The 26,352-nt window shown below is 35.9% G+C and carries 25 protein-coding genes; 16 read left to right on the top strand and 9 right to left on the bottom strand.

What is annotated here, in order from left to right; genetic code table 11:
• The first annotated feature begins 96 nt into the window (after positions 1–96).
• Together typA and PGC35_RS00545 are read left to right on the top strand one after the other, a co-directional pair.
• Positions 97–1,944, top strand: a complete 1,848-nt coding sequence (gene typA, locus PGC35_RS00550; protein WP_053590140.1) for a translational GTPase TypA — start codon at positions 97–99, stop codon at positions 1,942–1,944.
• A gap of 21 nt (positions 1,945–1,965) precedes the next feature.
• Positions 1,966–2,292, top strand: a complete 327-nt coding sequence (locus PGC35_RS00545; RefSeq protein WP_231687550.1) for a YlaH-like family protein — start codon at positions 1,966–1,968, stop codon at positions 2,290–2,292.
• A 256-nt stretch (positions 2,293–2,548) separates the two neighbouring features.
• Here the strand turns inward: PGC35_RS00545 and PGC35_RS00540 are convergent, their stop codons facing one another.
• Complete coding sequence (locus tag PGC35_RS00540; RefSeq protein ID WP_053590139.1) at positions 2,549–2,752, bottom strand: YlaI family protein; 204 nt, start codon at positions 2,750–2,752, stop codon at positions 2,549–2,551.
• 11 nt (positions 2,753–2,763) lie between these two features.
• Entirely contained in the window at positions 2,764–3,261 is a 498-nt protein-coding gene (locus PGC35_RS00535) for a hypothetical protein (RefSeq protein WP_053590138.1), read from the bottom strand.
• 178 nt (positions 3,262–3,439) lie between these two features.
• On the opposite strand from PGC35_RS00535, the gene PGC35_RS00530 reads away from it, so the two are divergent.
• The 3 genes from PGC35_RS00530 (at position 3,440) to pyc (ending at position 8,449) form a co-directional block, all read left to right on the top strand.
• The gene (locus PGC35_RS00530) at positions 3,440–3,721 is read left to right on the top strand and encodes an Fpa/YlaN family protein (protein ID WP_053590137.1); all 282 of its coding nucleotides are present in this window, start codon (positions 3,440–3,442) and stop codon (positions 3,719–3,721) included.
• A gap of 101 nt (positions 3,722–3,822) precedes the next feature.
• Positions 3,823–4,989, top strand: a complete 1,167-nt coding sequence (locus PGC35_RS00525) for an FtsW/RodA/SpoVE family cell cycle protein (RefSeq protein ID WP_053590136.1) — start codon at positions 3,823–3,825, stop codon at positions 4,987–4,989.
• A 16-nt stretch (positions 4,990–5,005) separates the two neighbouring features.
• Entirely contained in the window at positions 5,006–8,449 is a 3,444-nt protein-coding gene (gene pyc, locus PGC35_RS00520; RefSeq protein ID WP_375217790.1) for a pyruvate carboxylase, read from the top strand.
• Positions 8,450–9,581: 1,132 nt separating this feature from the next.
• Here the strand turns inward: pyc and PGC35_RS00515 are convergent.
• Positions 9,582–10,493 carry a COX15/CtaA family protein gene (locus PGC35_RS00515; protein WP_375217789.1) on the bottom strand — a complete coding sequence of 304 codons (912 nt, stop codon included), beginning with the start codon at positions 10,491–10,493 and terminating at the stop codon, positions 9,582–9,584.
• 325 nt (positions 10,494–10,818) lie between these two features.
• Between PGC35_RS00515 and cyoE the strand changes: the two genes are divergently transcribed.
• The 7 genes from cyoE (at position 10,819) to PGC35_RS00480 (ending at position 18,266) form a co-directional block, all read left to right on the top strand.
• Complete coding sequence (gene cyoE, locus PGC35_RS00510; protein WP_375217788.1) at positions 10,819–11,742, top strand: heme o synthase; 924 nt, start codon at positions 10,819–10,821, stop codon at positions 11,740–11,742.
• A 100-nt stretch (positions 11,743–11,842) separates the two neighbouring features.
• Positions 11,843–12,925 carry a cytochrome c oxidase subunit II gene (coxB, locus tag PGC35_RS00505; RefSeq protein ID WP_375217787.1) on the top strand — a complete coding sequence of 361 codons (1,083 nt, stop codon included), beginning with the start codon at positions 11,843–11,845 and terminating at the stop codon, positions 12,923–12,925.
• A gap of 32 nt (positions 12,926–12,957) precedes the next feature.
• The gene (locus tag PGC35_RS00500; protein ID WP_375217786.1) at positions 12,958–14,820 is read left to right on the top strand and encodes a cytochrome c oxidase subunit I; all 1,863 of its coding nucleotides are present in this window, start codon (positions 12,958–12,960) and stop codon (positions 14,818–14,820) included.
• 2 nt (positions 14,821–14,822) lie between these two features.
• A complete protein-coding gene (locus PGC35_RS00495) occupies positions 14,823–15,449 on the top strand; it encodes a cytochrome (ubi)quinol oxidase subunit III (protein WP_375217785.1) in 627 nt (208 codons plus the stop codon).
• A gap of 1 nt (position 15,450) precedes the next feature.
• Positions 15,451–15,783 carry a cytochrome c oxidase subunit IVB gene (ctaF, locus tag PGC35_RS00490; RefSeq protein WP_053590129.1) on the top strand — a complete coding sequence of 111 codons (333 nt, stop codon included), beginning with the start codon at positions 15,451–15,453 and terminating at the stop codon, positions 15,781–15,783.
• 1,073 nt (positions 15,784–16,856) lie between these two features.
• The gene (gene ctaG, locus PGC35_RS00485; protein WP_056827414.1) at positions 16,857–17,768 is read left to right on the top strand and encodes a cytochrome c oxidase assembly factor CtaG; all 912 of its coding nucleotides are present in this window, start codon (positions 16,857–16,859) and stop codon (positions 17,766–17,768) included.
• Positions 17,769–17,804: 36 nt separating this feature from the next.
• Positions 17,805–18,266 carry a DUF420 domain-containing protein gene (locus tag PGC35_RS00480; protein ID WP_172794277.1) on the top strand — a complete coding sequence of 154 codons (462 nt, stop codon included), beginning with the start codon at positions 17,805–17,807 and terminating at the stop codon, positions 18,264–18,266.
• A gap of 49 nt (positions 18,267–18,315) precedes the next feature.
• Here PGC35_RS00480 and ytvI read toward each other — a convergent pair whose 3' ends face one another.
• Together ytvI and PGC35_RS00470 are read right to left on the bottom strand one after the other, a co-directional pair.
• A complete protein-coding gene (ytvI, locus tag PGC35_RS00475) occupies positions 18,316–19,380 on the bottom strand; it encodes a sporulation integral membrane protein YtvI (protein ID WP_375217784.1) in 1,065 nt (354 codons plus the stop codon).
• A gap of 111 nt (positions 19,381–19,491) precedes the next feature.
• Entirely contained in the window at positions 19,492–19,857 is a 366-nt protein-coding gene (locus PGC35_RS00470; RefSeq protein ID WP_053590125.1) for a YugN family protein, read from the bottom strand.
• Between the two features lie 152 nt (positions 19,858–20,009).
• Between PGC35_RS00470 and PGC35_RS00465 the strand changes: the two genes are divergently transcribed.
• The gene (locus tag PGC35_RS00465; RefSeq protein WP_375217783.1) at positions 20,010–21,083 is read left to right on the top strand and encodes a CAP domain-containing protein; all 1,074 of its coding nucleotides are present in this window, start codon (positions 20,010–20,012) and stop codon (positions 21,081–21,083) included.
• Positions 21,084–21,086: 3 nt separating this feature from the next.
• Here the strand turns inward: PGC35_RS00465 and PGC35_RS00460 are convergent, their stop codons facing one another.
• Entirely contained in the window at positions 21,087–21,794 is a 708-nt protein-coding gene (locus tag PGC35_RS00460) for an amino acid kinase family protein (protein WP_375217782.1), read from the bottom strand.
• On the opposite strand from PGC35_RS00460, the gene PGC35_RS00455 reads away from it, so the two are divergent.
• The gene (locus PGC35_RS00455) at positions 21,771–23,393 is read left to right on the top strand and encodes a UDP-N-acetylmuramoyl-L-alanyl-D-glutamate--2,6-diaminopimelate ligase (RefSeq protein ID WP_375217781.1); all 1,623 of its coding nucleotides are present in this window, start codon (positions 21,771–21,773) and stop codon (positions 23,391–23,393) included. The genes PGC35_RS00460 and PGC35_RS00455 overlap by 24 nt on opposite strands.
• Here PGC35_RS00455 and PGC35_RS00450 read toward each other — a convergent pair.
• Positions 23,342–23,839, bottom strand: a complete 498-nt coding sequence (locus PGC35_RS00450; protein ID WP_375217780.1) for a PaaI family thioesterase — start codon at positions 23,837–23,839, stop codon at positions 23,342–23,344. The two genes, PGC35_RS00455 and PGC35_RS00450, sit on opposite strands and share 52 nt — an antisense overlap.
• Positions 23,840–23,921: 82 nt before the next feature.
• Here PGC35_RS00450 and PGC35_RS00445 point away from each other — a divergent pair, with 82 nt between their 5' ends.
• The gene (locus tag PGC35_RS00445; RefSeq protein ID WP_053590120.1) at positions 23,922–24,371 is read left to right on the top strand and encodes a YlbF/YmcA family competence regulator; all 450 of its coding nucleotides are present in this window, start codon (positions 23,922–23,924) and stop codon (positions 24,369–24,371) included.
• Positions 24,372–24,624: 253 nt separating this feature from the next.
• Here PGC35_RS00445 and PGC35_RS00440 read toward each other — a convergent pair whose 3' ends face one another.
• A complete protein-coding gene (locus PGC35_RS00440) occupies positions 24,625–25,527 on the bottom strand; it encodes a glycerophosphodiester phosphodiesterase family protein (protein ID WP_053590119.1) in 903 nt (300 codons plus the stop codon).
• A gap of 134 nt (positions 25,528–25,661) precedes the next feature.
• On the opposite strand from PGC35_RS00440, the gene PGC35_RS00435 reads away from it, so the two are divergent.
• Complete coding sequence (locus tag PGC35_RS00435) at positions 25,662–25,934, top strand: YlbG family protein (protein ID WP_053590118.1); 273 nt, start codon at positions 25,662–25,664, stop codon at positions 25,932–25,934.
• Positions 25,935–25,940: 6 nt separating this feature from the next.
• Here PGC35_RS00435 and PGC35_RS00430 read toward each other — a convergent pair whose 3' ends face one another.
• On the bottom strand, positions 25,941–26,336 hold the full coding sequence (locus tag PGC35_RS00430) for a DUF7147 family protein (protein ID WP_375217779.1): 396 nt from the start codon (positions 26,334–26,336) through the stop codon (positions 25,941–25,943).
• Between the last annotated feature and the right edge of the window lie 16 nt (positions 26,337–26,352).

Below are 26,352 nucleotides of genomic sequence, written 5' to 3'. Positions count from 1 at the left end.
TCCAAAAAATAATGATAAAAAATATTATTACTTTAGTTTCACTTGTGCTATAATAACACAGTTATGGACGCGAAAAAAAGAATATGGAGTGGAAATATGACAAAAATTCGTCAAGATTTACGAAACATTGCAATTATAGCACACGTTGACCATGGAAAAACGACACTAGTCGATCAATTATTAAAACAATCTGGTACATTTCGTTCAAATGAACACGTTGAAGAACGTGCAATGGACTCGAATGATATTGAGCGTGAACGCGGTATTACGATTTTAGCTAAAAATACAGCAGTAGATTATAATGGTTCTCGCATCAATATCCTGGATACACCTGGACATGCTGATTTCGGCGGTGAGGTAGAACGTATCTTAAAAATGGTAGACGGCGTTTTACTAGTTGTCGATGCATATGAGGGTTGTATGCCTCAAACGCGTTTCGTATTGAAAAAAGCATTAGAACAAAAATTAACACCAATCGTTGTAGTTAACAAAGTAGATAAAGATTCTGCTCGTCCACTAGAAGTAGTAGATGAAGTTTTAGAACTATTAATAGAATTAGGTGCAGATGAAGATCAATTAGAATTCCCAGTTGTATATGCTTCTGGTGTAAACGGTACTGCTTCATTAGATCCAGACCCTGCTAACCAAGAAGAAAACATGAAATGTCTATTCGACATGATTGTCGAAGCAATTCCAGCACCGATTGATAACTCAGACGAACCACTACAATTCCAGGTAGCATTACTTGACTATAATGATTATGTAGGACGTATTGGTATTGGTCGTGTATTCCGCGGAACAATTGAAGTAGGGCAACAAATTTCTCTTATGAAACTAGATGGCTCGGTGAAAAATTACCGTGTAACAAAAATTTTCGGTTTCTTTGGATTAAAGCGTGAAGAAATCCAGTCAGCTAAAGCAGGAGATTTAATTGCGGTATCTGGTATGGAAGAAATTAATGTAGGTGAGACAGTTTGTCCTACAGACCATCCTGAAGCTTTAACACCATTACGTATCGATGAACCAACTCTACAAATGACATTCTTAGTAAATAACTCACCATTCGCAGGTCGTGAAGGTAAATGGGTTACTTCACGTAAAATAGAAGAACGTTTACGTGCTCAATTACAAACAGATGTATCATTACGAGTTGAAGATACAGACTCTCCTGATGCTTGGACAGTTTCTGGTCGTGGTGAGCTTCACTTATCGATTTTAATCGAAAATATGCGTCGTGAAGGATATGAATTACAAGTTTCCAAACCGAAAGTAATTATTAGAGAAATTGATGGTGTAAAATGCGAACCTGTTGAGCGTGTTCAAATTGATGTGCCAGAAGATAGTGTAGGTTCTATTATCGAATCTATGGGTACTCGTAAAGGTGAAATGATTGACATGGTCAACAATGGTAATGGTCAAGTTCGTTTGATCTTCATGGTTCCAGCTCGTGGATTAATCGGGTATACTACTGAATTTATGTCTCTGACTAAAGGATTTGGTATCATTAACCACACTTTTGATAGTTATCAACCAGTAGTTTCAGGTCGTGTTGGTGGACGTCACCAAGGAGTACTTGTTTCAATGGAAACTGGTAAAGCATCAACTTATGGAATGATGCAAATAGAAGATCGTGGTACATTATTCGTAGAACCAGGTACTGAAATTTATGAAGGTATGGTTGTCGGAGAGAATACTCGTGATGCTGATATCACTGTTAATATTACAAAAATGAAACAAAAAACGAATATTCGTTCAGCTAACAAAGATCAAACAAACGTGATTAAAAAACCTCGTATTTTAACTCTTGAAGAAGCGATAGAATATTTAGGCGAAGATGAGTATCTAGAAATTACTCCTCAATCAATTCGTTTACGTAAACAAATTTTAGATAAAAATGAACGCGAACGTGTCGCAAAGAAAAAGAAAAATGCAGAACTGGAATAGGAACTGAAAGGGTGAAAAACCTTGGAGGAAAAGCAATTCGTATTTGGTAGAATGTCTAGTATTGCAAGATATATTTACGAGGCAATGCCATCCTACGATATAGCGGGTTATGTATTATTTTTAGTGATTTTCTTGCTATCCGTCCTTGTTTATAAGCTAGGATTTGCAAAAAAATTACGTATTGGTCAAAATATAGTCATTTATGCGTTTTTATTTATCGGATGTTTGATGCTAACATTTTTAGCTTTTTTCCTTCCTGTTGTAGAAGGGCTAATTGTTGCAGCATTAATCCTCATTATTTATAAAATTCGCTTACGACTGGAGAAAAGAAAAAGCTCGACTACTTAGTGTAGTCGAGCTTTCAGACTGTTGACAAACGCTCGCATTCTTCGTTGCTTGCTCCTGTGCCAAGCTCGTCGCAAACAAGAGCGTTTGCACATCGTTGTAAGCTCATGAACTATAAGTTCTATTCGCTTCCGCCTTGTGCTCGCGCCTCGACTGACAAGCGTTTTCAAGACAGCCTGAAGAAACACCGACTAATAATGACTTTGTCCGCAACCTAAAAGCTCGACTACTTAGTGTAGTCGAGCTTTTTCTTTTCTAGTTAAAATTCATTTTCAATAAGCTTTGAAGTTTTGTAAAAAATAAATTTGCCGGTCGCTAATCGGTCAAGTGTTTTTTCTTCTATTCTGTCATGGCAGGTTGGACACATATAAGTGTGAATAGGTCGATTTCTTAATTTCTTCGCTAATGGCAAGTCATTTGGAAGCTCGTCAATTCGGTCGCAAATGGCACATTGTACCTTCATAAAGCTACCTCCTATTCTATACGAAATGCTGTAATATTATTGATGGGGTTATTGATATTGGATCCATCTTTTTTTAGTATGTGAACAGGACCATCTTCTCGTAGTGGCTTTCCTTTATGGCTAAACTTCAATAAGAGGGAGTCTAGTTCTTTTAAAGAAAATGTATGTTCACTATCAGTAGTTTCCACAACAAGTGTAGTAGCATCATTTAAAGGCTCAGCATTTAAAATGAATTGCTTTAGGTCAATACCAAAAGTACTTGTTAATACTTTTGTGCGCTCGTATTTTTTTTCAGTTTTTAATGTCGGTGGGTTAGTTGAGCCTTCAATGATTTCTCGAGACCAATGAGCAGAAGTAACTTTTGTATACTCCTCTAACTCATCTTTATATTCGTACTTACCAGAAAAGAAATCATCCAAATCGATTCTACGATCATCAAAAATCCATACGGTAGGATCTAAAGTAATATTAAATTTTACTGCACCCTTAATAGGAATAATTTGTTCCAAAACAATTGCCTCCTCTAGACTATCTAATCTATATAAGTATACCTTTAAATCGAAAAGTCTTAAAGAATAATTAATTATATCAAAATGTAAGATGAGAGAACACTTGCATTTTTCTTACGCAAAAGATACACTTTAGGGAGGTAAAACAATTAGAAATTATAATAATGGGGGCGTCCTCATGGATACTAATATACAAATTTCGTATCAAGATAAAGCATTAGAGCTTTTGAAAAAAGATGCGGAAAAGATTGCACAACTTATAAAAGTGCAGATGGATAACTTAACGATGCCTCAATGCCCTCTCTATGAAGAGGTTCTGGACACTCAAATGTTTGGTTTGTCACGTGAAATTGACTTTGCGGTAAAGCTAGGGCTTTTAGAGAAAAGTGAAGGAAAAGAAATTATAGCTTCACTTGAAAAAGAGTTATCAATTTTACATGAGATCCATACAGAAAAATAATTATAAAACTCAAACAAAAATACTGTTTGAGTTTTTTTTCTAGAAATATTTATTTGTTATATTAAAATAATAGTTTTAAATTATGAAATAGAGGTTTTAAAATGATTCCGTATATTAAACGTTATGTAAAAAACTTTGATTATCCGTTATTCTTTGTTTATTTGTTACTTTGCCTATTTGGTTTAGTAATGATATATAGTGCTAGTTTTGGTTGGTCGGTTCTTAATTATGGTTGGGAACCCGACTATTTTTTTAACAAGCAAAAGCTAAACTTATTACTTTGTATTCCAGTTTTCTTCCTGACTGCTTTTTTTCCGTATAAACATTATAAAAATAAAGTTGTAATGCAGTTAATGCTACTCGTGATGTTTACGCTTTTATTTTTAGTGCATTTTATTGGTTCGGGTGGGGAAAGTGGTTCACAGAGTTGGATTCACTTAGGTTTTGGTAATATTCAACCATCAGAAGTTGCGAAAATTGTAATAGTTTTATATTTTGCAGGGATATTTACGAAGAAATATGAAAATGGAACATTAGATAAACTAAACGAATCTGTTGGGCCGCCTCTCATCGTGTTATTTTTTGTATTTGTGTCAATTATGATGGAAACAGATGTAGGAAATACAATGATAATTAGCTTTGTTGCAATTTCTGTAATTGCTGCTAGTGGAATAAAATTTAAGTCATTTTCCAAAATTATTGGATTAATTGGTATGGTAATTACATTAGGTCTCGTTGCGATTTACTTGATGAAGGATACTTTATTGACTCCACATAGAAGAGGCAGACTAGAAGCTTTCTTTAATCCTTTTGATTATGAACAAGGCTATGGCTATCAGATTGTAAATGGTTATATTGCGATAGGTTCTGGTGGTTTAAAAGGTTTAGGGTTGGGGAACTCGAATCAGAAATTTGGATATCTTCCGGAACCACATACGGATTTTATAATGGCAATTATTGCCGAGGAACTTGGGATTATAGGGGTATTAATCGTTTTATTAGGACTGTTTTTTCTTGTATTTAAGGCAATAATGATTGCCATCACTACAAAAGATCCTCAGGCTCGTATGATAGCTGCTGGAATTGGTAGTATTATAGGATTTCAAACATTTGTTAACTTAGGTGGCATGCTGGGAATAATCCCACTTACCGGAGTGCCTTTACCGTTTATCAGTTACGGGGGGACCTCCATTATATTGTTATCCGCAGCAATGGGGATACTGATGAATGTCTCAATGTTTGTAAAGTATGAGAAAACCAAAGGATAAGATAAGGGGTGTAGGGATGAAAAAAATCAATAAAATAGTAGTCGCTAACAGAGGGGAAATAGCGATTCGAATTTTCCGGGCTTGTACAGAGTTAAATCTACGTACAGTAGCTATTTATTCAAGAGAAGATATTGGCTCTTTTCATCGATTTAAATCAGATGAATCTTACTTGGTTGGAGATGGAAAAAAACCAATTGACGCTTACTTGGATATAGAAGATATTATCCGAATAGCGAAAAAAAGTAATGCTGATGCTATTCATCCAGGATATGGTTTTCTTTCAGAGAATGTTGACTTTGCAAGACGTTGTGAGGAAGAAGGCATCATCTTTATTGGACCTACATCCGAGCATCTCGATATGTTTGGAGACAAAGTTAAAGCACGTGATCAGGCTGTGAAGGCTGGTATACCTGTTATTCCAGGAAGCGATGGTCCAGTAGAAAATTTGGAAGATGTTCGTGCGTTTGGTAAAGCACATGGCTATCCGCTAATGATTAAAGCTTCTCTTGGTGGCGGAGGACGTGGAATGCGTGTCGTTCAAACAGAAGAGGAATTGGATAGTGCATATGAACGTGCAAAATCAGAAGCAAAGGCGGCATTTGGATCAGATGAAGTGTACGTAGAAAAATTCATTGATCAGCCAAAACATATAGAAGTCCAAATTCTTGGAGATAATCAAGGTAATCTCATCCATTTGTATGAACGGGACTGTTCGATTCAAAGAAGACATCAAAAGGTGGTAGAGATTGCTCCTTCTAATTCTTTGAGTTCCGAATTACGAGATAGCATTTGCCAAGCTGCAGTTCAGTTGATGAAAAATGTATCTTACATAAATGCAGGAACAGTTGAATTTTTAGTAACGGAAAATGATTTTTATTTTATTGAAGTAAATCCTCGTATACAAGTAGAACATACGATAACAGAAATGATTACTGGTGTTGATATTGTACATGCACAAATCAAAATCGCTGATGGTTTAGCTTTAAACAGTGAAGAAATGGGAATTCCGAGTCAGGATAATATTCCGCTCTTTGGTTTTGCGATTCAGTCACGTGTAACAACAGAAGACCCATTGAATAATTTTATGCCTGATACAGGAAAGCTTATGGTTTATCGGTCAGGTGGTGGTTTTGGTGTACGCTTAGATGCTGGAAACGGGTTTCAAGGAGCTGTTATCACTCCTTATTATGATTCATTGTTAGTGAAGGTTTCGACTTGGGGCATGACATTTAAAGAAGCTGCAGCTAAAATGGACAGAAATTTGCAGGAATTCAGAATAAGAGGGATAAAAACTAATATTCCTTTTTTAGAAAATGTTGTAAAGCATCCAAGCTTCCTTTCAGGAAAATTTAATACAAGTTTTATTGATTCAACTCCTGAACTATTTTTATTCCCTAATAGGAAAGACCGTGGAACAAAGCTATTAAATTATATTGGTAATGTTTCTGTTAATGGTTTTCCTGGTGTGGAGAAGAAAAAATCTAAACCTATTTTTAGTACTGCAAGAAAACCAAAAGTTGACTTAACAGCACTACCTAAAATTGGAACAAAACAAATTTTAGAGCAACATGGCCCAGAAGGGGTAGTCAACTGGGTGAAGGAACAAAAAGGTGTATTACTAACAGACACAACTTTTAGGGATGCCCATCAGTCACTTCTCGCGACGCGTGTTCGATCGTACGATATGTTTGAAATAGCAACAGAATCAGCCCATGGGATGCATAACTTGTTTTCTTTTGAAATGTGGGGAGGAGCTACGTTTGACGTTGCCTACCGTTTCTTAAAAGAGAATCCATGGGATCGTCTACTAAAAATGCGACAAATGATTCCAAATGTTCTTTTTCAAATGTTATTCCGAGGGGCAAATGCTGTTGGATATAAAAACTATCCGGATAATGTCATTCGAGAGTTTATTCAAGAGTCGGCAGAAGCAGGTATAGATGTATTCCGAATTTTTGATAGCCTGAACTGGATCAAAGGGATGGAAGTTGCAATAGATGCTACTCGACAATCTGGAAAGATAGCTGAGGCGGCTATATGCTACACAGGAGACATTTTAGATGACTCACGTGCCAAATATACGGTGCAGTACTATAAAGATATGGCAAAAGAGTTAGAAGCCGCAGGAGCGCATATTTTGGCGATTAAGGACATGGCGGGTCTATTAAAGCCAGAAGCGGCTTTTAGATTGATTAGTGAACTTAAAAGCACAGTGGATCTACCAATTCATCTGCATACACATGATACAAGTGGAAACGGAATTTATATGTATGCAAAAGCTATAGAAGCTGGAGTAGATATTGTAGATACGGCTTTAGGTGCGATGGCTGGTTTGACATCCCAACCGAGCGCAAGTACATTGAGTTATGCGTTAAAAGGGAGCAACAGAGAAGTAATCGGTGATATAAATGCTTTTGAAAAGTTATCCTATTATTGGGAAGATGTACGTAAATACTATCAAGATTTTGAAAGTGGAATGATGAGCCCACATACAGAGATTTATGTACATGAAATGCCAGGAGGACAATATAGTAATCTTCAACAACAAGCAAAGGGTGTAGGACTAGGCGAACGCTGGGAAGAAGTAAAAGAGATGTATTCTCGAGTTAACTTACTCTTTGGAGACGTGGTAAAAGTTACGCCTTCATCTAAAATTGTTGGGGATATGGCGCTGTTCATGGTACAAAATAATCTGGATGAAATTTCAGTGATAACACGAGGAAAAACGATTGATTTCCCAGACTCTGTTATCGAGTTTTTTGAAGGGTATATTGGTCAGCCGTACGGTGGGTTCCCAAAAGAACTGCAAGAAGTAATATTAAAGGATCGTCAGGCAATTACAGTAAGACCTGGAGAATTACTGGAGCCAATTGATTTTAAAGCAGTGAGAGAAGAATTATTCAATAAACTAGGACGTCCTGTAACGAGTCAAGAAATTTTAGCATATACGCTTTATCCTAAAGTATTCGATGAATATGCTACTACAGAAAAGAACTTCGGAGATGTTTCAGTACTAGATACACCTACTTTCTTATATGGCATGAAGCTTGGAGAAGAAATCGAAGTAGAGATTGAAGTAGGAAAGACTTTAATGATTAAATTGGTTTCTATTAGTGAGCCAACTCACGATGGCAACAGAATTATCTACTTTGAATTGAATGGTCAGCCACGTGAAGTTTCCATTCAAGATCTGACAATCGAAGTTAGTCATTTGTCTCGACCGAAAGTAGATGTAACTAATGAGCAACATATAGGTGCAACTATGCCAGGTACTGTACTAAAAGTAGCTGTTTCGATTGGAAGTAAAGTGAAAAGAGGGCAACACTTACTTATTACGGAAGCCATGAAGATGGAAACAACAGTTCAAGCACCTTTCAACGGAGTAATTAAAGAGATTCATGTAGTTGCAGGAGAAGCTATTTCCACTGGTGATTTATTAATTGAAATAGAAAAAGAATAATTATGAAGACTGTTTGATATAAATTGTCAAACAGTCTTTTTGATGTGAGTAAAACTATTTCCAGCATAAGCGACTTAGACGTCGCAAGAGCGCGAAGGATGTGAGAGCGACAGAGGAGCTATTCATCCTGGGTAGCGTGCGGCAAGCGCATATACAAATTTCTATTTTCTATGTAGCGGAATCATTGGGCTTAAGTGAAAGGGGAATCTACTCTTTATTGGCATTCGCGCTGGTCGCACGTCCGCAAGTGCCGCTGTATGCACTAGCGTACTTCTCTGTTTCATACGGCTGGCAATGCGCGAATACCAGTATCTTCTCTAATAATAAAGTAGATTCTGTTATATGGTTGTTAATCAATAATCCTGAGTAGGCTTATCTTTTTAATGGATTGTTTCAATTTAAACTGATGCATCCCAGATGTGCGCGTTACACACCGCAAGATCGCGAAGAATGAGACCCCGTAAATGATGTGAGAGCGACTTAGGAGCGACTCATCCTGCGGAGGCTTAGAAAGATCGTGCGGCAAACACGCATCCGAAATTCTACTTTCTATGGAGCGGATTCAATGGGATTAAGGTGGAAGGGAATCTACTCTCTATTGGCATTCGCGCTGGCCGCACGTCCGCATGAGCCGCTGTATGCTCAAGCGCATACATCTGTCTCATACGGCACGTCATGCGGCTGGTAAGGCGCGAATACCAGTATATTCTCTAAAACTAAAATAGATTCTTTTATATGGTTGTTAATCAATAATCCCTGAGTAAGCTTATCTTTTTATTGAAATGTTTAAATTAATCTGATGCATCCAAGATGTTCACATTACACGGCGATAGGGCGTGAAGAATGAGACCCCGTAAAGGATGTGAAAGCGAAGGAGAAGAGATTCATTCTGCGGAGGCTTAGACGTAGCGTGCGGCAAGTGCACATACGTTTCCAACTCTTAATCTCTATTAGGAAACATCAATTATATTAATGTTTAGACTAGTAGCTAATCTTAACGAGATATACCAAAAAAGCGTGGAGAGAAGGGACAACGTCTCTTCTCTCCACGCTCATAGGAATTGGTTTAGTATCTGTAATTGTCACTAGCGAACAGTTACTGGTCAAATAAGGACAAAGGTGAATCGGCTTATTATTTTTTTATCCGACTTCTAGATAAAAGTAAAATCATATAGCAGAGCAATCCGAATAGTAATGAAACAATTAAAGAATGCAATAATGCAATATAAAGATTAAGTTTAGTTAATACTACTAGCATGCCAGTAGAACCTTGTAACAGAACAAGAATTAAAGCAATAATCCATCCCCAATAAAGAGCGCGTTGATCTTTATAGTTCTTAATTACATGAATAGCAATAATCAATATCCATATGATTATCAAGCCAGCTGCAGCACGATGCCCCATCTGAACCCATTCATATAAGTTGGTAGGTAGTGTAAACTCGTCATTTCTACATAATGGCCAATCTTTACAAACCAAACTTGCCTCTGTGTGCCTTACTAATGCACCAGTATAAACTACTATATATGAATATAATGTGACTCCGATTGTATGAAACTTTAAAGTTTTACCAATTCTAATTTTATCTGTGTCAAATTTTCGATCAACTTCAAAGATCAGTAAGGTCAATAATAAGACTGCTGCAAAAGAAATGAGTGATATTCCAAAATGTAGTGCTAGAATGAAATCGCCTTGACCCCACTTAACTTGTGCTGCTCCAATTAAAGCTTGTAGAAACAAAAAGAAAATTGCCATCAATGATAAAAACTTTGTTTCGCGAACATTTCCCAATGCACGCCATGCCCAAACTGCCAAAGCTACAATAAGTATTCCAACAGCACCTGTAACAAGTCTGTGAGAAAATTCAATAAGAACTTCTGTCGTTATTTCATCAGGTATTAGTTGTCCATTACAGCCTGGCCAATGTCTACCGCAACCCATTCCACTATCGGTTTTGGTTACAAGAGCTCCACCTAATAGAATGAGAAGCATACCAACTGTAGAGGCCACAGCCAACCATTTTAAACTTTTGTGAATGTGCAATATGCCACCTACTTTATGTATCTTGATCGTCTTAAAAAGACGGTATCTGCCTTTTGATAATATCGAAACATAGAAGAAAATACAATGTTTATCATTTAATGAATAGGGTATGATAATGCTATTTCACAAATTGTTCATAAATTCGTGCCTTAACCTTCACAAATAATAAAAAGAAATGATTTACTATTAATATTGTTGTATTGTTTAGGAGAATCTTTTAATACTTATAAGTCGAAAAACATATTTCGCTATAGAAATTAGAGATGATTTTCGATATAGTAAAAGATAGCGGAATATGCTTACAACTTTGAAAGGAGGGGGCAGCATGTCGAATAGTCAATCAATTACCGCGAATACCGAGACTGACAAAAATCCAGAAACAGCGTCATTCATTAAAGACTTTCTTGCACTTATTAAGATTGGGATTGTAAATTCAAATCTAATAACGACGTTTACTGGTATTTGGTTAGCTTTTCAATTTACTAACCGAAATTTTCTTCATGAATTAGATTTGTTGTTCTACACACTATTTGGGGCGGCTTTAATTATCGCTGGATCAGGTGCGATGAATAACTATATAGATCGTGATATAGATCCTATTATGAAGAGTAAAAGAGCAAGACCAACTGTTACTGGAAGGTTTAATCCTACGGCCGTGCTGATAACTTCTCTTACTTTGTTAGTTGTAGGTGAAATTTTGTTATTTATGGCTTCAACTTCTGCGGGAGTTTGGGGACTTGCTGGTATCATTAGTTATGTAGTTCTTTATTCCATGTGGTCAAAAAGAAAACATGTGAGTAACACAGTAGTCGGCAGTATTTCTGGTGCAATTCCACCTTTAATTGGATGGGGAGCAGTAGAACCTGGTTTAAGCCTTGGAGCTCTAGCTCTGTTCTTAATAATGTTCGTGTGGCAACCACCGCACTTTTATGCACTAGCTATGAAACGAACAGAGGAATACAGAGCAGCTAATATTCCAATGCTTCCAGTTGTAAAAGGATTTGAACGTACGAAGCGTTCTATGCTTTTATGGGTAATATTCTTATTCCCATTACCATTTTTGCTAATGGAACTTGGAACATTCTTTATCGTATTAGCTACCGCTCTTAATATAGGTTGGCTCATACTTGCTATTAAAGGTTTACGAGCTGAAGACGATTTGAAATGGGCTACTCGTATGTTTGTTTATTCATTAAACTATATGACCATCCTGTTCGTATCAATGATAATCTTCTCTATCTTTATTTAACTACTGGAATTCTTTCTTTAATCAATAAGAATTCATATAGAACAGAACCACAGTCCATCTGCACATGAATACAACTATGAAAGAGGGGTTTGATTTAGCTATGATGAAAGGGCTTAAAAAATGGCGACTTTTTTCACTGTTAGCAGCTCTTACGATTTTTCTATCGGGTTGTGGCGAAGAATATCTATCTACGCTTACACCTGCAGGACAAGTCGGAAGGGATCAATTTAACTTACTATTACTGTCATCTGCTATTATGGCTTTAGTTATTATAGTAGTAGTAATTATTTATGTTCTTGCACTAGTGAAATTCCGTCGTAAAAAAGTAGGAGAAAACGTCATTCCAAAGCAAGTGGAAGGAAGTCATACTCTAGAAATTATTTGGACAGTTATTCCTATTCTTCTATTATTAGTACTTGCTGTTCCAACTGTTTATTTAACTTATAAGCATGCGGATGTCGCAGGAATGGAAAAAGTAGATGAGGGAGGTAACAAAACAGCAGTTACTGTAAATGTTACAGCAAAATTATACTGGTGGGAGTTTGAATACCCAGATTTAGGTGTAGTTACTTCTCAGGAATTAGTAGTTCCTACTGATGAAAAAGTGTACTTTAATTTAAAAGCTGCAGATGTTAAGCACTCATTCTGGATTCCATCAGCTGGTGGTAAAATGGATACAAACGTGGAAAACGTAAACCAATTCTATTTAGAATTTGATGAAGCTTCTGCTGGATTAGAACAAGGTGTTTTCTATGGTAAATGTGCTGAACTTTGTGGTCCTTCACATGCTTTGATGGATTTCAAAGTTAAAACTATGGAAAGAGAAGATTTTAACGCATGGGTAGAGTCTGCTAAAACAACAGAACCTGCTGCTGAAGGCGAACTTGCTAAATCTGGTGAAGAAATCTTTAACACAAGTTGTATCGCTTGTCATGCAACTTCTGCTGCAGGTACTGGTGGTGGAGTAGGTCCTAACTTAGCTGCATTTGGAGACCGTAACCGTGTTGCAGGATTCATGGAGCATAACGAAGAAAACTTAAAAGCTTGGATCAATGATCCACAAAGTCACAAACCAGGTAACCTAATGCCACAGCCTGAAGCAATCAACAATGGCAACAAATTTAGTGAAGAGCAATTAGATGCTCTTGCGGAATATTTAATGGGATTATCTATTGAAAAGTAAATCAATAGATAAAAATAAAGGAGGTTAAAGTTGTGAGTTCAATCGCTAAGAAAAAAGGCTTTGGCGCAACTTTATGGGACTATTTAACAACGGTTGACCATAAAAAAATCGCTGTCCTTTACCTCGCTGCCGGCGGATTGTTTTTTGTAATCGGTGGTATCGAGGCAATGCTTATTCGTATACAATTGGCAAAACCGGACAACGATTTTGTAAGTGCTGGTTTATTTAACGAAATTATTACAATGCATGGTACAACAATGATCTTTCTAGCAGCCATGCCAATATTATTTGGATATATGAACGCTGTTGTGCCTTTACAAATTGGTGCACGTGACGTTGCATTCCCATTCTTAAATGCACTTGGTTTTTGGTTATTCCTTTTTGGTGGTATCTTCCTTAACCTATCTTGGTTTATGGGTGGAGCACCTGATGCTGGATGGACTTCTTATGCATCTCTATCGCTAGCATCCGAAGGTCATGGGATTGACTTTTATGCACTAGGACTTCAAATATCCGGTGCCGGTACATATATAGCCGGTATTAACTTTCTTGTAACAATTATTAATATGAGAGCTCCTGGTATGACATACATGCGTATGCCATTAATGACTTGGACTACATTTGTTGCAAGTGCGTTAATATTATTCGCTTTCCCACCTTTAACAATTGGATTATTTTTCTTAATCTTTGACCGTATGTTTGGAGCAAACTTCTTTGACCATACAATGGGTGGTAATACAATTATTTGGGAGCATTTATTCTGGATTTTTGGGCATCCTGAAGTATATATCTTAATATTGCCTGCATTCGGTATTTTCTCAGAAATCTTTGCTATTTTCTCACGTAAACGTTTATTTGGTTACTCATCCATGGTATTTGCTACAGTATTAATTGGATTCTTAGGATTCATGGTTTGGGCTCACCATATGTTTACAGTTGGATTAGGACCAACAGCTAATGCGATATTTGCTGTCGCTACAATGGCTATTGCTGTACCAACTGGTATGAAAATCTTTAACTGGCTTCTTACGATGTGGGGAGGTAGTATTAAAGTAACCACTCCAATGCTTTATGCATTAGGATTCATTCCTTCATTCGTAGCAGGTGGGGTTACTGGTGTTATGCAAGCTGCAGCACCTCTTGACTATCAATTACACGATTCTTACTTTATCGTTGCCCATTTCCACTATGTAATCGTTGGTGGGGTAGTACTAGCAATCTTAGCAGCATTGCACTTATATTGGCCTTTAATGTTTAACCAAATGTTAAGTGAAAAACTTGGTAAATGGACATTCTGGTTCTTCTTTATCGGTTTCCATCTTACTTTCTTTATTCAACATTTCTTGGGTCTAATGGGTATGCCACGTCGTGTTTTCACTTATGGAGCAAATCAAGGTTGGGATCTGTTCAACCTAATCAGTTCAATCGGTGCGATTTTCATGGCAATTGGTGTAATCATTTTAGTAATCAATATTATCATTACAGTTGTTAAGAATGTTCCTGTTGGAAAAGATCCTTGGGAGGATGGCCGTACATTAGAATGGGCTATTCCACAACCAGTTCCTTTTTATAACTTTAAACAAACTCCACTTGTTCGTGGACTCGATACTTTCTGGATTGAAAAACAAGAGGGTAATAAAGAAGGTATGACATATGCAGAACCACTATCTGATATTCATATGCCAAATAACTCATTTATTCCCTTTGTAATGTCATTTGGATTATTCGTAGCAGCATTCGGAGCTCTTTACAATGGTGAAAAATCATGGGCAGTTCCAGTTATCGTTCTTGGATTAGCAATAACATTACTTTCAATGGCTGTACGTTCATTAAAAGATGACCATGGTTTCCATATTCACAAAGAAGATTTAATGAATGAAGAAGGGGGTAATTAATAATGGACTTTAATACGAAGTACACCCCACAATCTTGGCCAGATCATCCAGAGCAAGTAACCTTAGAAGGTAAAAACAAATTCGTAGGTTTCTGGCTGTTTCTAGGTGGAGAAACTGTACTATTTGCTAGTTTGTTTGCTACTTATTTGGCTCTTAAAAACAAAGGGCCAAGTGGTATGGAGTTTTCAACTCAAACTTTATTTGAATTACCACTTGCCTTTGTTATGACGATGTTACTTCTTACATCTTCTCTAACAAGTGTATACGCAATGTACCACATGAAGAACCATAATTTTAGAGGAATGCAAACTTGGTTAGCGATTACTGTATTACTTGGTTTAGCTTTCTTAGCATTAGAGATTTATGAGTTTTATGAGTACGTACACATCGGATTTACTTATGGGCAAAGTGCGTTTTCATCAGCATTCTTTACATTGGTAGGAACGCATGGTCTTCACGTTGTAATCGGTTTAGGCTGGATTATCTTATTGATTATCCGTAATGCTAAACGTGGATTTAGCTTGTATAATGCACCAAAATACTATACTGCTTCTTTATACTGGCACTTCATCGATGTTGTGTGGGTATTCATCTTTACGGTAGTATACTTGATGGGAGTTGTTGGTTAATATGTCACACGACGCTCACGTATATGTGAAATCACAAACAGAGTATGAATATACTCGCCGCAAGAGAAGAGAAGATATGCGTGCTCAAGTAACAACATTTGCAATAATGATTTTCTTGACACTTGTTTCATTTACTTCAGTAGCTGCAGGTTTTTCAAAATACTATATTGTTCCAATAATATTATTGTTGGCTGCAATTCAAGTAGTATTGCAACTTTATTATTTTATGCATATGAGTGAAAAGGGTCATGCTGTAACAACGTTCTTCTTATATACAGCAGCCACTATTGGCTTTACAATGCTCCTTACATTCTTAACGATTATTTGGTGGTAATATTAAAACGAGACTAAGTTTATGCTTAGTCTCGTTTTTTTTATATACTTTATGCTCACTTTTAGAGGGCAAGCCTAGAGCCAGTTGGGCAAACCCGATAAAAATCAATAAGGAGTAGTTTGGACAAGCTTCTGCTAGAAACCCTGCGGTGACAGACCGGACCCTGCAGGAGCGTAGCGAGGGCACTGAAAAAGTCCTCGATGAGATGTCATAAAAATATGTGAACGTTAAGTTGTTCACATATTCTTATTTTGGATCCGTTTATTTCCGTTCCAAGTGGACGCTTTCCGCCGGCATGGCCTCAGCCGCTCCCCTTGCTCCTGCGCAAGCTCGTCGCTCGTCGCAAAAAAAAAAACGATGCTCCTGAGCAAGCTCGTCGCAAAAAAAAAAAAACGATGCTCCTGCGCAAGCTCGTCGCAAAAAAAAACGATGCTCCTGCGCAAGGTAGTCGCAAAAATTAATTTCGCTACGCTCAGTCCAGGATCTTTTCGCTCATGCACCTGCCCCTTCGCTTTCGGTGCAGAAAACATTTGCTATTCCGGCTGGAGTCGCCGCCTTTACTCCAATCAACTATTATCCGCTTTTGAATTTGAAAACAATCATGCATTAATAGAGCAATTTTTTATCACTTAAGGTATTTTAATTAGGATTTATAGAAAATCGTTGAAAAAGGCGACACTCCTGCGGGAATAGCGTTAGTTCAAGACCCCGCAGTTGAGGGGAAGGCAATCTAAGTTCGCCGCATCCTGCTCCTGCGCAAAGCTCGTCGCAAAAGAACTTTTGCGGCAACGATTGCATTACCAACATCGTGTTGGCCTAGGAGGCTAAGGCAACGCCCGCGGAAAGGCAGCCGTTTCAACGATTTTCTAATTTATCGGACGACATTATTTAGTAAAGTCAAGTTTGATAGACTTTTTCAGTGCCTTAGTTGTACTAGAGGAAGGAAGGCTAAGGGGCCTCTTCTCTTCGGGCTCTTATAGTTTGTAATCTCATTTGTCATAGTTCGTTCATTGAAGTTATGGCGATAGAGCATTATAATAGTGGGAGTAATGTAAAAAGGAGCGAGGATACGTATGCCTTTAAGTATATTTGGTTTTCAAGCATTGTGGAGTCCTGTCATGATTGGCGTTTTAGTATTTATTACAATATTGTATTTTTTAATCACTGTAAAATGGAGAAAGGATTTTAAAATCTCCGAACCATTAAAAGGTAAAGAAGCTGCATATTTTTTAACAAGCTTAGTTCTTTTATATATTATTAAGGGATCGCCTATAGACTTGATGGGTCATATTATGTTCTCTTTTCATATGACACAAATGGCTATTTTGTTATTACTAGTTCCACCTCTCATGATGAAGGGAATTCCTTGGTGGGTTTGGAAGGTAGTAATTGAATTACCAGTAGTTCGAAAAGTATTCCCTCTATTAACAAAACCTTTGTTTGCATTAATCGTGTTTTCAGGGCTATTCTCTTTTTACCATATACCTTTAATTTTCGATTATATTAAGTTGAATGAGGTATTACATGGAACATATACGTTCATCTTGTTTATGTCAGCGATTTTCATGTGGTGGTCAGTTGTTGAAATTATTAAAGATGGAAAAGGATTACATGGATTAAAGAAAATAGGTTACCTTATTGCAAGTGCAGTATTAATTACTCCTGCATGTGCACTTATCATTTTTTCTGGATCTCCAATGTATGATACGTATACGAATCCTGATTCATGGTTAAAAGCAATGGAGCTATGTGTACCAACAAGTACGTTATCGGGTCTATCTTTATCTGGACCTGAGTTATTTTCAGATATGCCACCATTCGAGGATCAACAACTTGGTGGAATTATTATGAAAATTATTCAAGAAATAATTTATGGAGTAGTGCTATTTTCAATCTTCTTCCAATGGTATCGTAAAGAACAGGAAACTGCTGATGAAATTACGCAAAAGGCATTAGATGATCTTCATAATTCAAGTAGAGCCTAACTAATTATTTAATTTTTGTTACCGAGGAGAATGATGATGAGTTTACCTTTATTACCTACAATTAGTACCTTTTTTATCGTATTAAGTGCAGTACTAGTAGCAATTGGTTGGATACTAGTAAAACAAAGAAAAATAGAAGCACATAAAAAAACAATGTTTGCTGCAGCTCTATCTGCATTAACTTTTTTTATTATCTACGCATCTCGGACAATCTTTATAGGAAATACTGCTTTTGGTGGTCCCGATGATATTAAAATTTACTACACCATATTTTTAATTTTTCATATTACTTTGGCAACAGTTGGTGCAGTTTTTGGAATAGTAACCTTGTATTTAGGTTACAAAAATAATATAGTAAAACATCGTAAAATTGGGCCAATTACGAGCGTTATCTGGTTCTTTGTTGCAATTACAGGCGTGGCTGTCTACCTGTTACTTTATGTTTTTTACCATGGAGGGGAAACTACTTCCGTTATTAAAGCTATAATTGGTAGCTAATTAAAAGCAAAATAAAACAGTAACCGCATCTAGGTGGTTACTGTTTTATTTATAATTTGAAGTTTAGTTTGATCATCCCGGATTCTTTAGCGGTTATAAAAAGGATTACCATAAGAGGACCTATCATAAAACCAAGAAATCCAAATAGTTTTGCACCAATGAACATAGCTATTAGTATAGCAAGTGGAGAAATCCCCATTTGGGACCCCATTAGTTTTGGTTCTACCGCTCTTCTTATAATCAATAATATAATTGCAAGAACAGTAAGTTTTGTGCCAAGAACGATGTCTCCAGTTAAATAGTGATAAATTGCCCAAGGTGCCAATACTGCAATGGAACCGAGTATTGGAATAATATCGATAATCCAAATTACAACCGCCATAATAAAAGCGTACCTTGGTGTAATAATAAAAAGTAATCCTAAAAATGCTGCTCCTAGAATGATAAAACTTGCTAATATTTGAGCTTTGAAAAAACCAATAACAGTTTTTTTAATACTTGATGACATAAATCGTACTTTTTCTGCGGTACTATCGGATAAATAGTAAAATAGCTTCGCACGTAATTTAGCTAAGTCCAACATGAATAAAAAGAGGGCGATGATAAAAACAATGAAACTTATTAAAAAATTCGGAATATTTGTGAGAATAGCAGATATATTAGAATAGCTAAGTAAATCAAGTAAAGATTCCTTCATGCTATTTAATGTTGAATCCACTTTATCTTGAATGGATGTTACCACTTCTTTTGGCAAGCCTTCCGTATATTTAAAAAGGTTATTTTGAATATCTATCCAAATACCAGTGAGGTTATTTAAATGGAATGGGAATACTTTAGACGTATATATCAACTGGCTTATTAGTTTAGTGACAGCGAAGTATAATAGGCCTGAAATAATAATGATGAAAAATGTGAAATTAGCAATTACTGCCGGCTTTCGTTTCCATTTAAATGTTCTTTGAGTAAATTTTACAGCTGGTTCAATTATAATTGCAGTAAGCAATGCTAAAATAATAGGAACAGAAACTGGAAGGATAAAAAAAGCAATTATTAAAAAGAAAATGGCTACTATTATGTACTTAACGTATTCTTTTTTTAAGATTTTCCATACCATGTTTTATAATTCCTCCTTTCTATTCTTTTTATTAGTATAGACAAGATATTTATAATTGAACAGATAAAAACGCTAGAGAACACATTCTCTAACGTTTTATAAGTAATACTATTATACACGTGCTTCAAAAGCTTTTAAATCTTCTTTTAAAGCAGCTAAAGTTTGTTCACAAGATTTAACTAAGTGATTTGGGAAAACTTCATTTTCTCCATATTCAACACCATGAGGGTAATAATGCTTACCAACAACTGGTTTAAGTAAAGTGATATTTGCATCGTGTGCACCAACATCACCATCTTTAGTAAAACCAAATACACGAAGGTAAAAAATACCCTCTTTAATTTCATACTTTTTGTCGTAAGTAACTCGTTCGTAGTCCCATTGGCCTTCACGAACTAAACCATGTTTTTTCATAACATCATCTAATACATTTAGATCGATGACCGTGTTTTCAATACCTGTGTTTTCGAAATACATTAAATTGTCCTCCTTCACGTTCAATATAACATAGTGTACGTTCTCATTAATATTAATTCAAATTTGAAAATGTTGCAATGACAACATTGTGTATTTCTATAGAAGCTTGTTATACTAGTGATAATGGAGTAATTGGTAAGGAGTTATATAAGATGAAAAATCTATTTAGAATCTTAATTTTTATTGCTATAGTACTAGTGATATTTATATATTTGGATAATCCTGTGAAAGAAAATGAGCTAATTACAGGATCAAAGAACTCAGGACAGGTTATTCCTCAAGAAACAACAGAAGTAGTGGAATCGAACAATATCTTTACAAGACCAAATACAGGTATCTCCATTCTAATAGGTCGATCTTCTAACGAGGTAGTAAAACTATTAGGGAAGCCGGATAGAGTAGAACCTTCTGTTTTTGGATATGATTGGTGGATATATAATTCTTCTTTTTCAGATTATCAAATGATTGGTGTATCAGAAGATAAAGTTTCGCAGATTCTTGCTATCGGGAATAAGATTGACGTAACACCATATGATATTGGTCAATCATTGGAGGATATTTATCGTTTTACGATAGTACAATCTGAGATAACAATGACCATTGACTCCAATATATATACGTTCTCTTTAAATAAAGAAGACATAACAAATAGAATTTTAGTTCCATTTGAGAACTTATATGCAATGTTATATATAGACGGGAAAGATAATCAATTAGAAGCTGTTCGATTTTCTGATGCAGAAACGCTTCTTTTACAAAAACCATATGATATTTTATACAATGGGTCAATGGTGGAATCTACAACTCCACCATCTGATTTGCAAGTTTCTGTAGACCGAGCAAATGAACGACAAATTGTTGAAATCACTAATTTGTTTAGACTGAGACATGGCTATAGAGTTCTAGAATCTGATATTGATCTTCAAAAAATTGCAAGGCAACAAAGTGAAGAAATGGCAAAGAACAATATTGTAAAAAACGATTCTTTTGAGGTACCTAAATTTAGTGATACATTACAGGAATCAGCAATTGATTTTAACAGAGCTGGTGGAAATACTGCAGCTTTTTATTTTGATGCTGGAGATGCAGTCAATGGATGGTTAAACTCGAAAGATCATCGAGATACAATATTAGGAAAATGGTATACACATACTGGAGTAGGGGTTTACGGTAATTATTACACACAAAACTTTATTGAAAGAGCTATACCAAAAGAAGACAGATAACGGTTATTGAAAAACATAAGTTCCATCTCTTTCTTCATATAAAGAACGTATGTGCAAAGGTACTTTGTGAAGAGCAGCAAATTTCGCTGCTCTTTTTTGTATGATTTCAACAGGCTCTATGATTATGTTTTGTAATTCCTCATATGACATTGTAGAAATTAATTGTACTGATTCGTTTTTAAAAGGATCGGAAGTCATAACACCTGGAACATTTTTGTAAAATTCAACAATATCTGCATTTAAATGATGCCCGTAAACGACTGCTGTTAAATCACTCCCACCTCTACCTAATGTAGTAAAAGTTTGAAGATTTTCCGAAAGACCTTGGAAGCCTGGAACTATAATGCAAGGATAATCCTTAAACGTATTAGTTACTTCTTTAGTTTCTACATATAAAATATCTGCATTACCATATGCCTCATTTGTAATTATACCTGCACTTTTTCCATATAGGATTGTAGCAGGAATTCCTTCCTTTTTTATTTCTGCACACAAAACAGATGCAGAGATTAATTCGCCACAGGCAGATAGTAAATCCGTTTCCACGCTATTATTATTATTAGATGTTGGTATTAGATCTAAAAGTGTATCGGTTGAATAATATTGACCTCTTCTTCCCATGGCAGAAACAACAACAAGCACTTTCTGGTGTTTGCTAATAGCTTTTCTAATATGTGATATAACTAATTGTCTACTTTGATGATTCTGCATAGCAACACCACCATACTTCTGAACAATCATAACCTCATCAACTTTACTCGTGACATTTTAAACACTCCGTTCATACGATACAAGGAATTCATTTTACTTTATGCGAACATACAAGAATGGTGTAGGGAGTGGATAATTATTTATCCTTTAAAAGAATTATTAAAAGGATTACAGTACGAGATTAGTGGTGATTTTCAAAACGTTTCAATAAACAGGTGTATTGATCATTCAAAGCAAATAACAGTAGGAGATGTTTTTGTCTCTCAAACGAACAATCGTATCTTTATAGATGAAGCGATAAGACGAGGAGCTGTTGCAATCCTAACCGAGTGTTTTATACCGGATTGTATGGTTCCACAAATAATCATTCCTACAGATATGCATCATTTTAAAAGAAAACTATCAACATTAACATATGAACTATATGGTAGTAAAATAAAAACAATAGGTATAACTGGCACAAATGGTAAAACTACAGTAGCATCCTTTGTTGGACAGCTATTGAGGCAACAAAAAAAGTCAGTTTGTGTCATTGGAACGCTAGGTGTATTCGAGAATGGTAATAGACTAGATCATTATTTACGAAGCAATACTACTTTACCTTTTTATGATTTTATTCAAGTAGTGAAGTATTGTTATGAGAAGAAAGTAGATTATATTGTTTTGGAAGCATCTTCTCAAGGTTTACTAGATCAACGATTGTGTAATTATCCAATTGATGTAGGTGTATTTTTAAATATAGGTAAAGATCATATTGAGTTCCATGGCGGAATGGTTCCATATAAAAAATCGAAAGAACTGCTTGTTTTACTTTCCAAGCATTTGGTGATTAATGATGATGATGCATGGTGTAAGTCCATCGCAGAGAAGACTTATTTACCTGTAACACGTTTTGGAGAAAATCAAAAAAATGATGTCATTTATCAAAAGGTAGATTATACAAAGGAAAAGATAAAGTATAAATTTTTGGTTGGTAAAAAAGCATTGCATACAGAGATGACTAATAGTGGATATTATAATGGGTCGAACCTAGCAGCAGCAATAGCAGTTATGAAAGCTCTAGGTATATCGATTGAAGAGTTAAAACCTGTAAAGCTCCCAAAAGGTAGATTAGAAAGGATTGAAAATGAACAAGGAATCGAAGTATTAATAGATTACGCACATACTCCGGATGCACTAGAGGCTAGCTTAGGTGCAATTAAAACATATGCTAAAAAAGAAGTTTATGTTGTTTTTGGTTGTGGTGGAAATCGCGACAGGCAAAAGAGAAGAGGGATGGGAGAAGTAGCTACTAAGTATGCTACTAAAGCTATTATAACGAATGATAATCCAAGATATGAGAATCCTGTTGACATTATCGCGGATATTTTACAAGGCACGAAAAGAGATAAAGCCATCGTAGAGATGGACCGAAAACAAGCAATATTATTAGCATTAAGTATTGCAACGAGAGGAGATATTGTATTAATTGCAGGAAAGGGACATGAACAAGAGCAAATCGTGAATGATCTCGTAGTCCCTTTTTCTGATCATGAAGTAGTGAAAAGTTATTTTGGAGAGTTAGCTGGATCAATAACAAAAAATGATCCGGTTGCATAAGCAATTTTTTTGCCATTAGGTTGTGTTACCGTGCATTCCATAACTAATGTTTGGCGACCTTTGTGTAAGTAAGTAGCAGTAGCAACTAAAGTGTTTTCTGTTGCTGCTTTTACATAATGGATCGTCATATTTGTTGTTACAGCACCTTTTCCTTCGGAACGTAAATCTTTATTAACGAGAAAACCCATCGCATTATCTGCAAGTGTTGCAATTACGCCACCATGTGGAATATCAAAACTATTATAAGATAATGGAGTGATTGGTAGAGTTACAATGCATTTATCTTCCTCATATTGAGTATCCATATGAAAAACTGCATTTAAATAGGTAGGAGCTTTTTCTTGTTGTTTATTTTGTATACCTTTTAAAAATTCTTTTAGTAAGTTTATTTCTACCTCTGATGCATTTTCTGTAACTTGAGTTATTAAAGAGTTTAATTCATTCATTTATTTTACTCCTAACGATAAGATAATAGTTTAGCAATTGTTTCTAGTTTTTGTTATGATAAAGATGATTGGAGGAATGGAAATGATTATGACCTATGAATGGGCCACAATAATGGACCAATCAGACGAACTATGTAGTATGATACTTTCCTCTGAACAATTTTATCGTTACTTAGACGCACATCGTGCTGTATATACAAATTCTAGCTTAGTCAGAGAAATTAATGATTTTGCAAGACTTAAGGACCAATACGAAGAGGTTCAACGTTTCGGAAAATACCATCCAGATTATTCAACAGTAATGAAGAATATTCGAGTTACGAAAAGAAAGCTCGATATGGTGGATGAAGTTGCGATATTAAAAATCGCTGAAAATGACTTGCAAGACTTGTTGGACGAAGTGAGCTTGTTAATCGGTAAATCTGTTTCAGAAGGTGTCAAAGTACCAGTAAGCAATCCATTTTTTGCATCAAGCGGTTCTAGCTGTGGCAGTGGCTGTGGTACAGGTGGTTCCTGCTCTTGTTCAGCTTAAGTATGGAATAAGGAAGGATGTGTGCATTGGCACACATCCCAGACTGTTGACAAACGCTCGCATTCTTCGTTCCTTGCACTTCGTTGTAAGCTCATGAACTTTTGTTCTATTCGCTTCCGCCTAGTGCAGCGCGCCTCGACTGACAAGCGTTTTCAAGTCAGTCTGAAGAGACACCAACCAAAAAAATGACTTTGTTTACAACCTTAGATGTGTGCATTGGCACACATCCTTTTTTTTGCAATGCTTTACTTAACTAATCTAGCTTAAGTGCTTCAATAGCTAGGTCCGGTCGGTCTGTGATAATACCTTTTGCACCATTGTCAATTAGCCTTCTCATAACAACTGGATCATCGATCGTCCAATAGTGAACAGGGATATTTAAAGAATTTAAAAATTTTATGAAACTTGCACTATCTAAAGGGAACATATTTGATCGCACTGGGATTTGAAATACATCAGCCTTTGGATGATATAAGTGTTTGAATTGACTAGTGAATGCTGTATATGCTTTTCGTACTTCTCTTTCTCCAGCCCCAAGTGCTACTGTGTTTTGAGCATAAAGATTAAATCGATCAATTTGTTCGTCATAAAAACTGGTGACGACAACCCGGTGAAATGCCTGTTTTTCTTCTAATAGTCTCCAAAGCTTAGATGGCATTAAGCTTCCTTCGTAGGACTGTGGGGCATCTTTGATATCCAGATTAATAAGCATTTGAGGGTACTTGTCTAGCAACTCTCCTAATGTCATTATTTGTTCTCCACAATCTCTATAAGAATTTTCTCCATTTAAATCTAGGAAGTGAAATCCTAAATCTGCTTTTTTAAGCTCTACTAACGTATAATCGGCAACTCTTCCAGTAAGATTAGTCACTCTGTCAGTGTATTCATCGTGAAAAACCACAATCTCTTCATCTTTTGTTAGTCTTATATCTATTTCAAAACCATGAACACCAAGCTTAGCTGCATTTTCAAAAGCGGATGGAGAACATTCGGGTGCAAGAGCAGATCCTCCACGATGAGCAAGAATAATTGGTTGATTGTATTCTAGTGCTTCTTTTGCAGAACGGCTAAGTGGCTTAGAGAGAGCCTTTGTACTTGCCCAAGCTGCTCCAGCTGCTGCTGCAATGGCGATTGCTACATTTGTTTTTTTACCCATTACTTTCTAATCCTCCTTTTTAACGAAAGGTAGTTTTAATTATATCGAATTGATGCAAAACTGTCAGCTAGTTGTTGTTGCTATCATTTTCCTCCATATGTTATTCTTTTTATAAGAAGAAATGAGGGAATCGTATGACAGAAAGACAAGGTTTAATTGTCTATGTGCATCATTTAAAACAAGCAAAGTCTTTACGTAAATATGGGCATGTCCATTATATTTCGAAAAGATTAAAATATGTAGTCTTATACTGTGACCAAGATATGATTGAAATTGCAAAACAAAAGATGAGTAAACTACCTTTTGTGAAAGAAATTTTAGAATCCTATCGGCCGTTTTTAAAAACTGAATTTGAAAATAGTAAGCCTGATAAAGCGAAAGAATATGATTATAAAATCGGTTTGTAACGTAATCTATTGTAACGGCGGTATTAAATGATTTAAACGTAAAACTCCGATCACGTACTGATAGAATAGTTCCTTATCATCATAAATGGATGAATGTTTGATTTCCAATTGAATTGGTATAATTTTTAATTCATCTAATGTTGCCTGAAAGGTCGATAGCCTTTGTGTAATTGGATTGGTATTAGGTATTCCTTCACGACATATATAAATCGGGAAAAAATTAGCAGAATTAATTGGTTTTAGGGCAATTGCAATGGAACAGTATTCTTTATTCTCTTTTTTAGAAGTAAAAATAAAAGCCCGATGAATTCGATTTTTGTTTACTCGTGCAAGTTCACAAAGCTCAAAAATATCTCCATAGCCCTTGCCAAGCTCAATAAAACGTTGAATCAATGATAACACTTCCTTTCCAATTCAT

Source organism: Psychrobacillus sp. PGGUH221 (assembly GCF_042055255.1).
Taxonomy (GTDB): Bacteria; Bacillota; Bacilli; order Bacillales_A; family Planococcaceae; genus Psychrobacillus.
The sequence above is the reverse complement of the archived record's forward strand: the minus strand, read 5'-3'. Positions and strand labels throughout refer to the sequence as shown.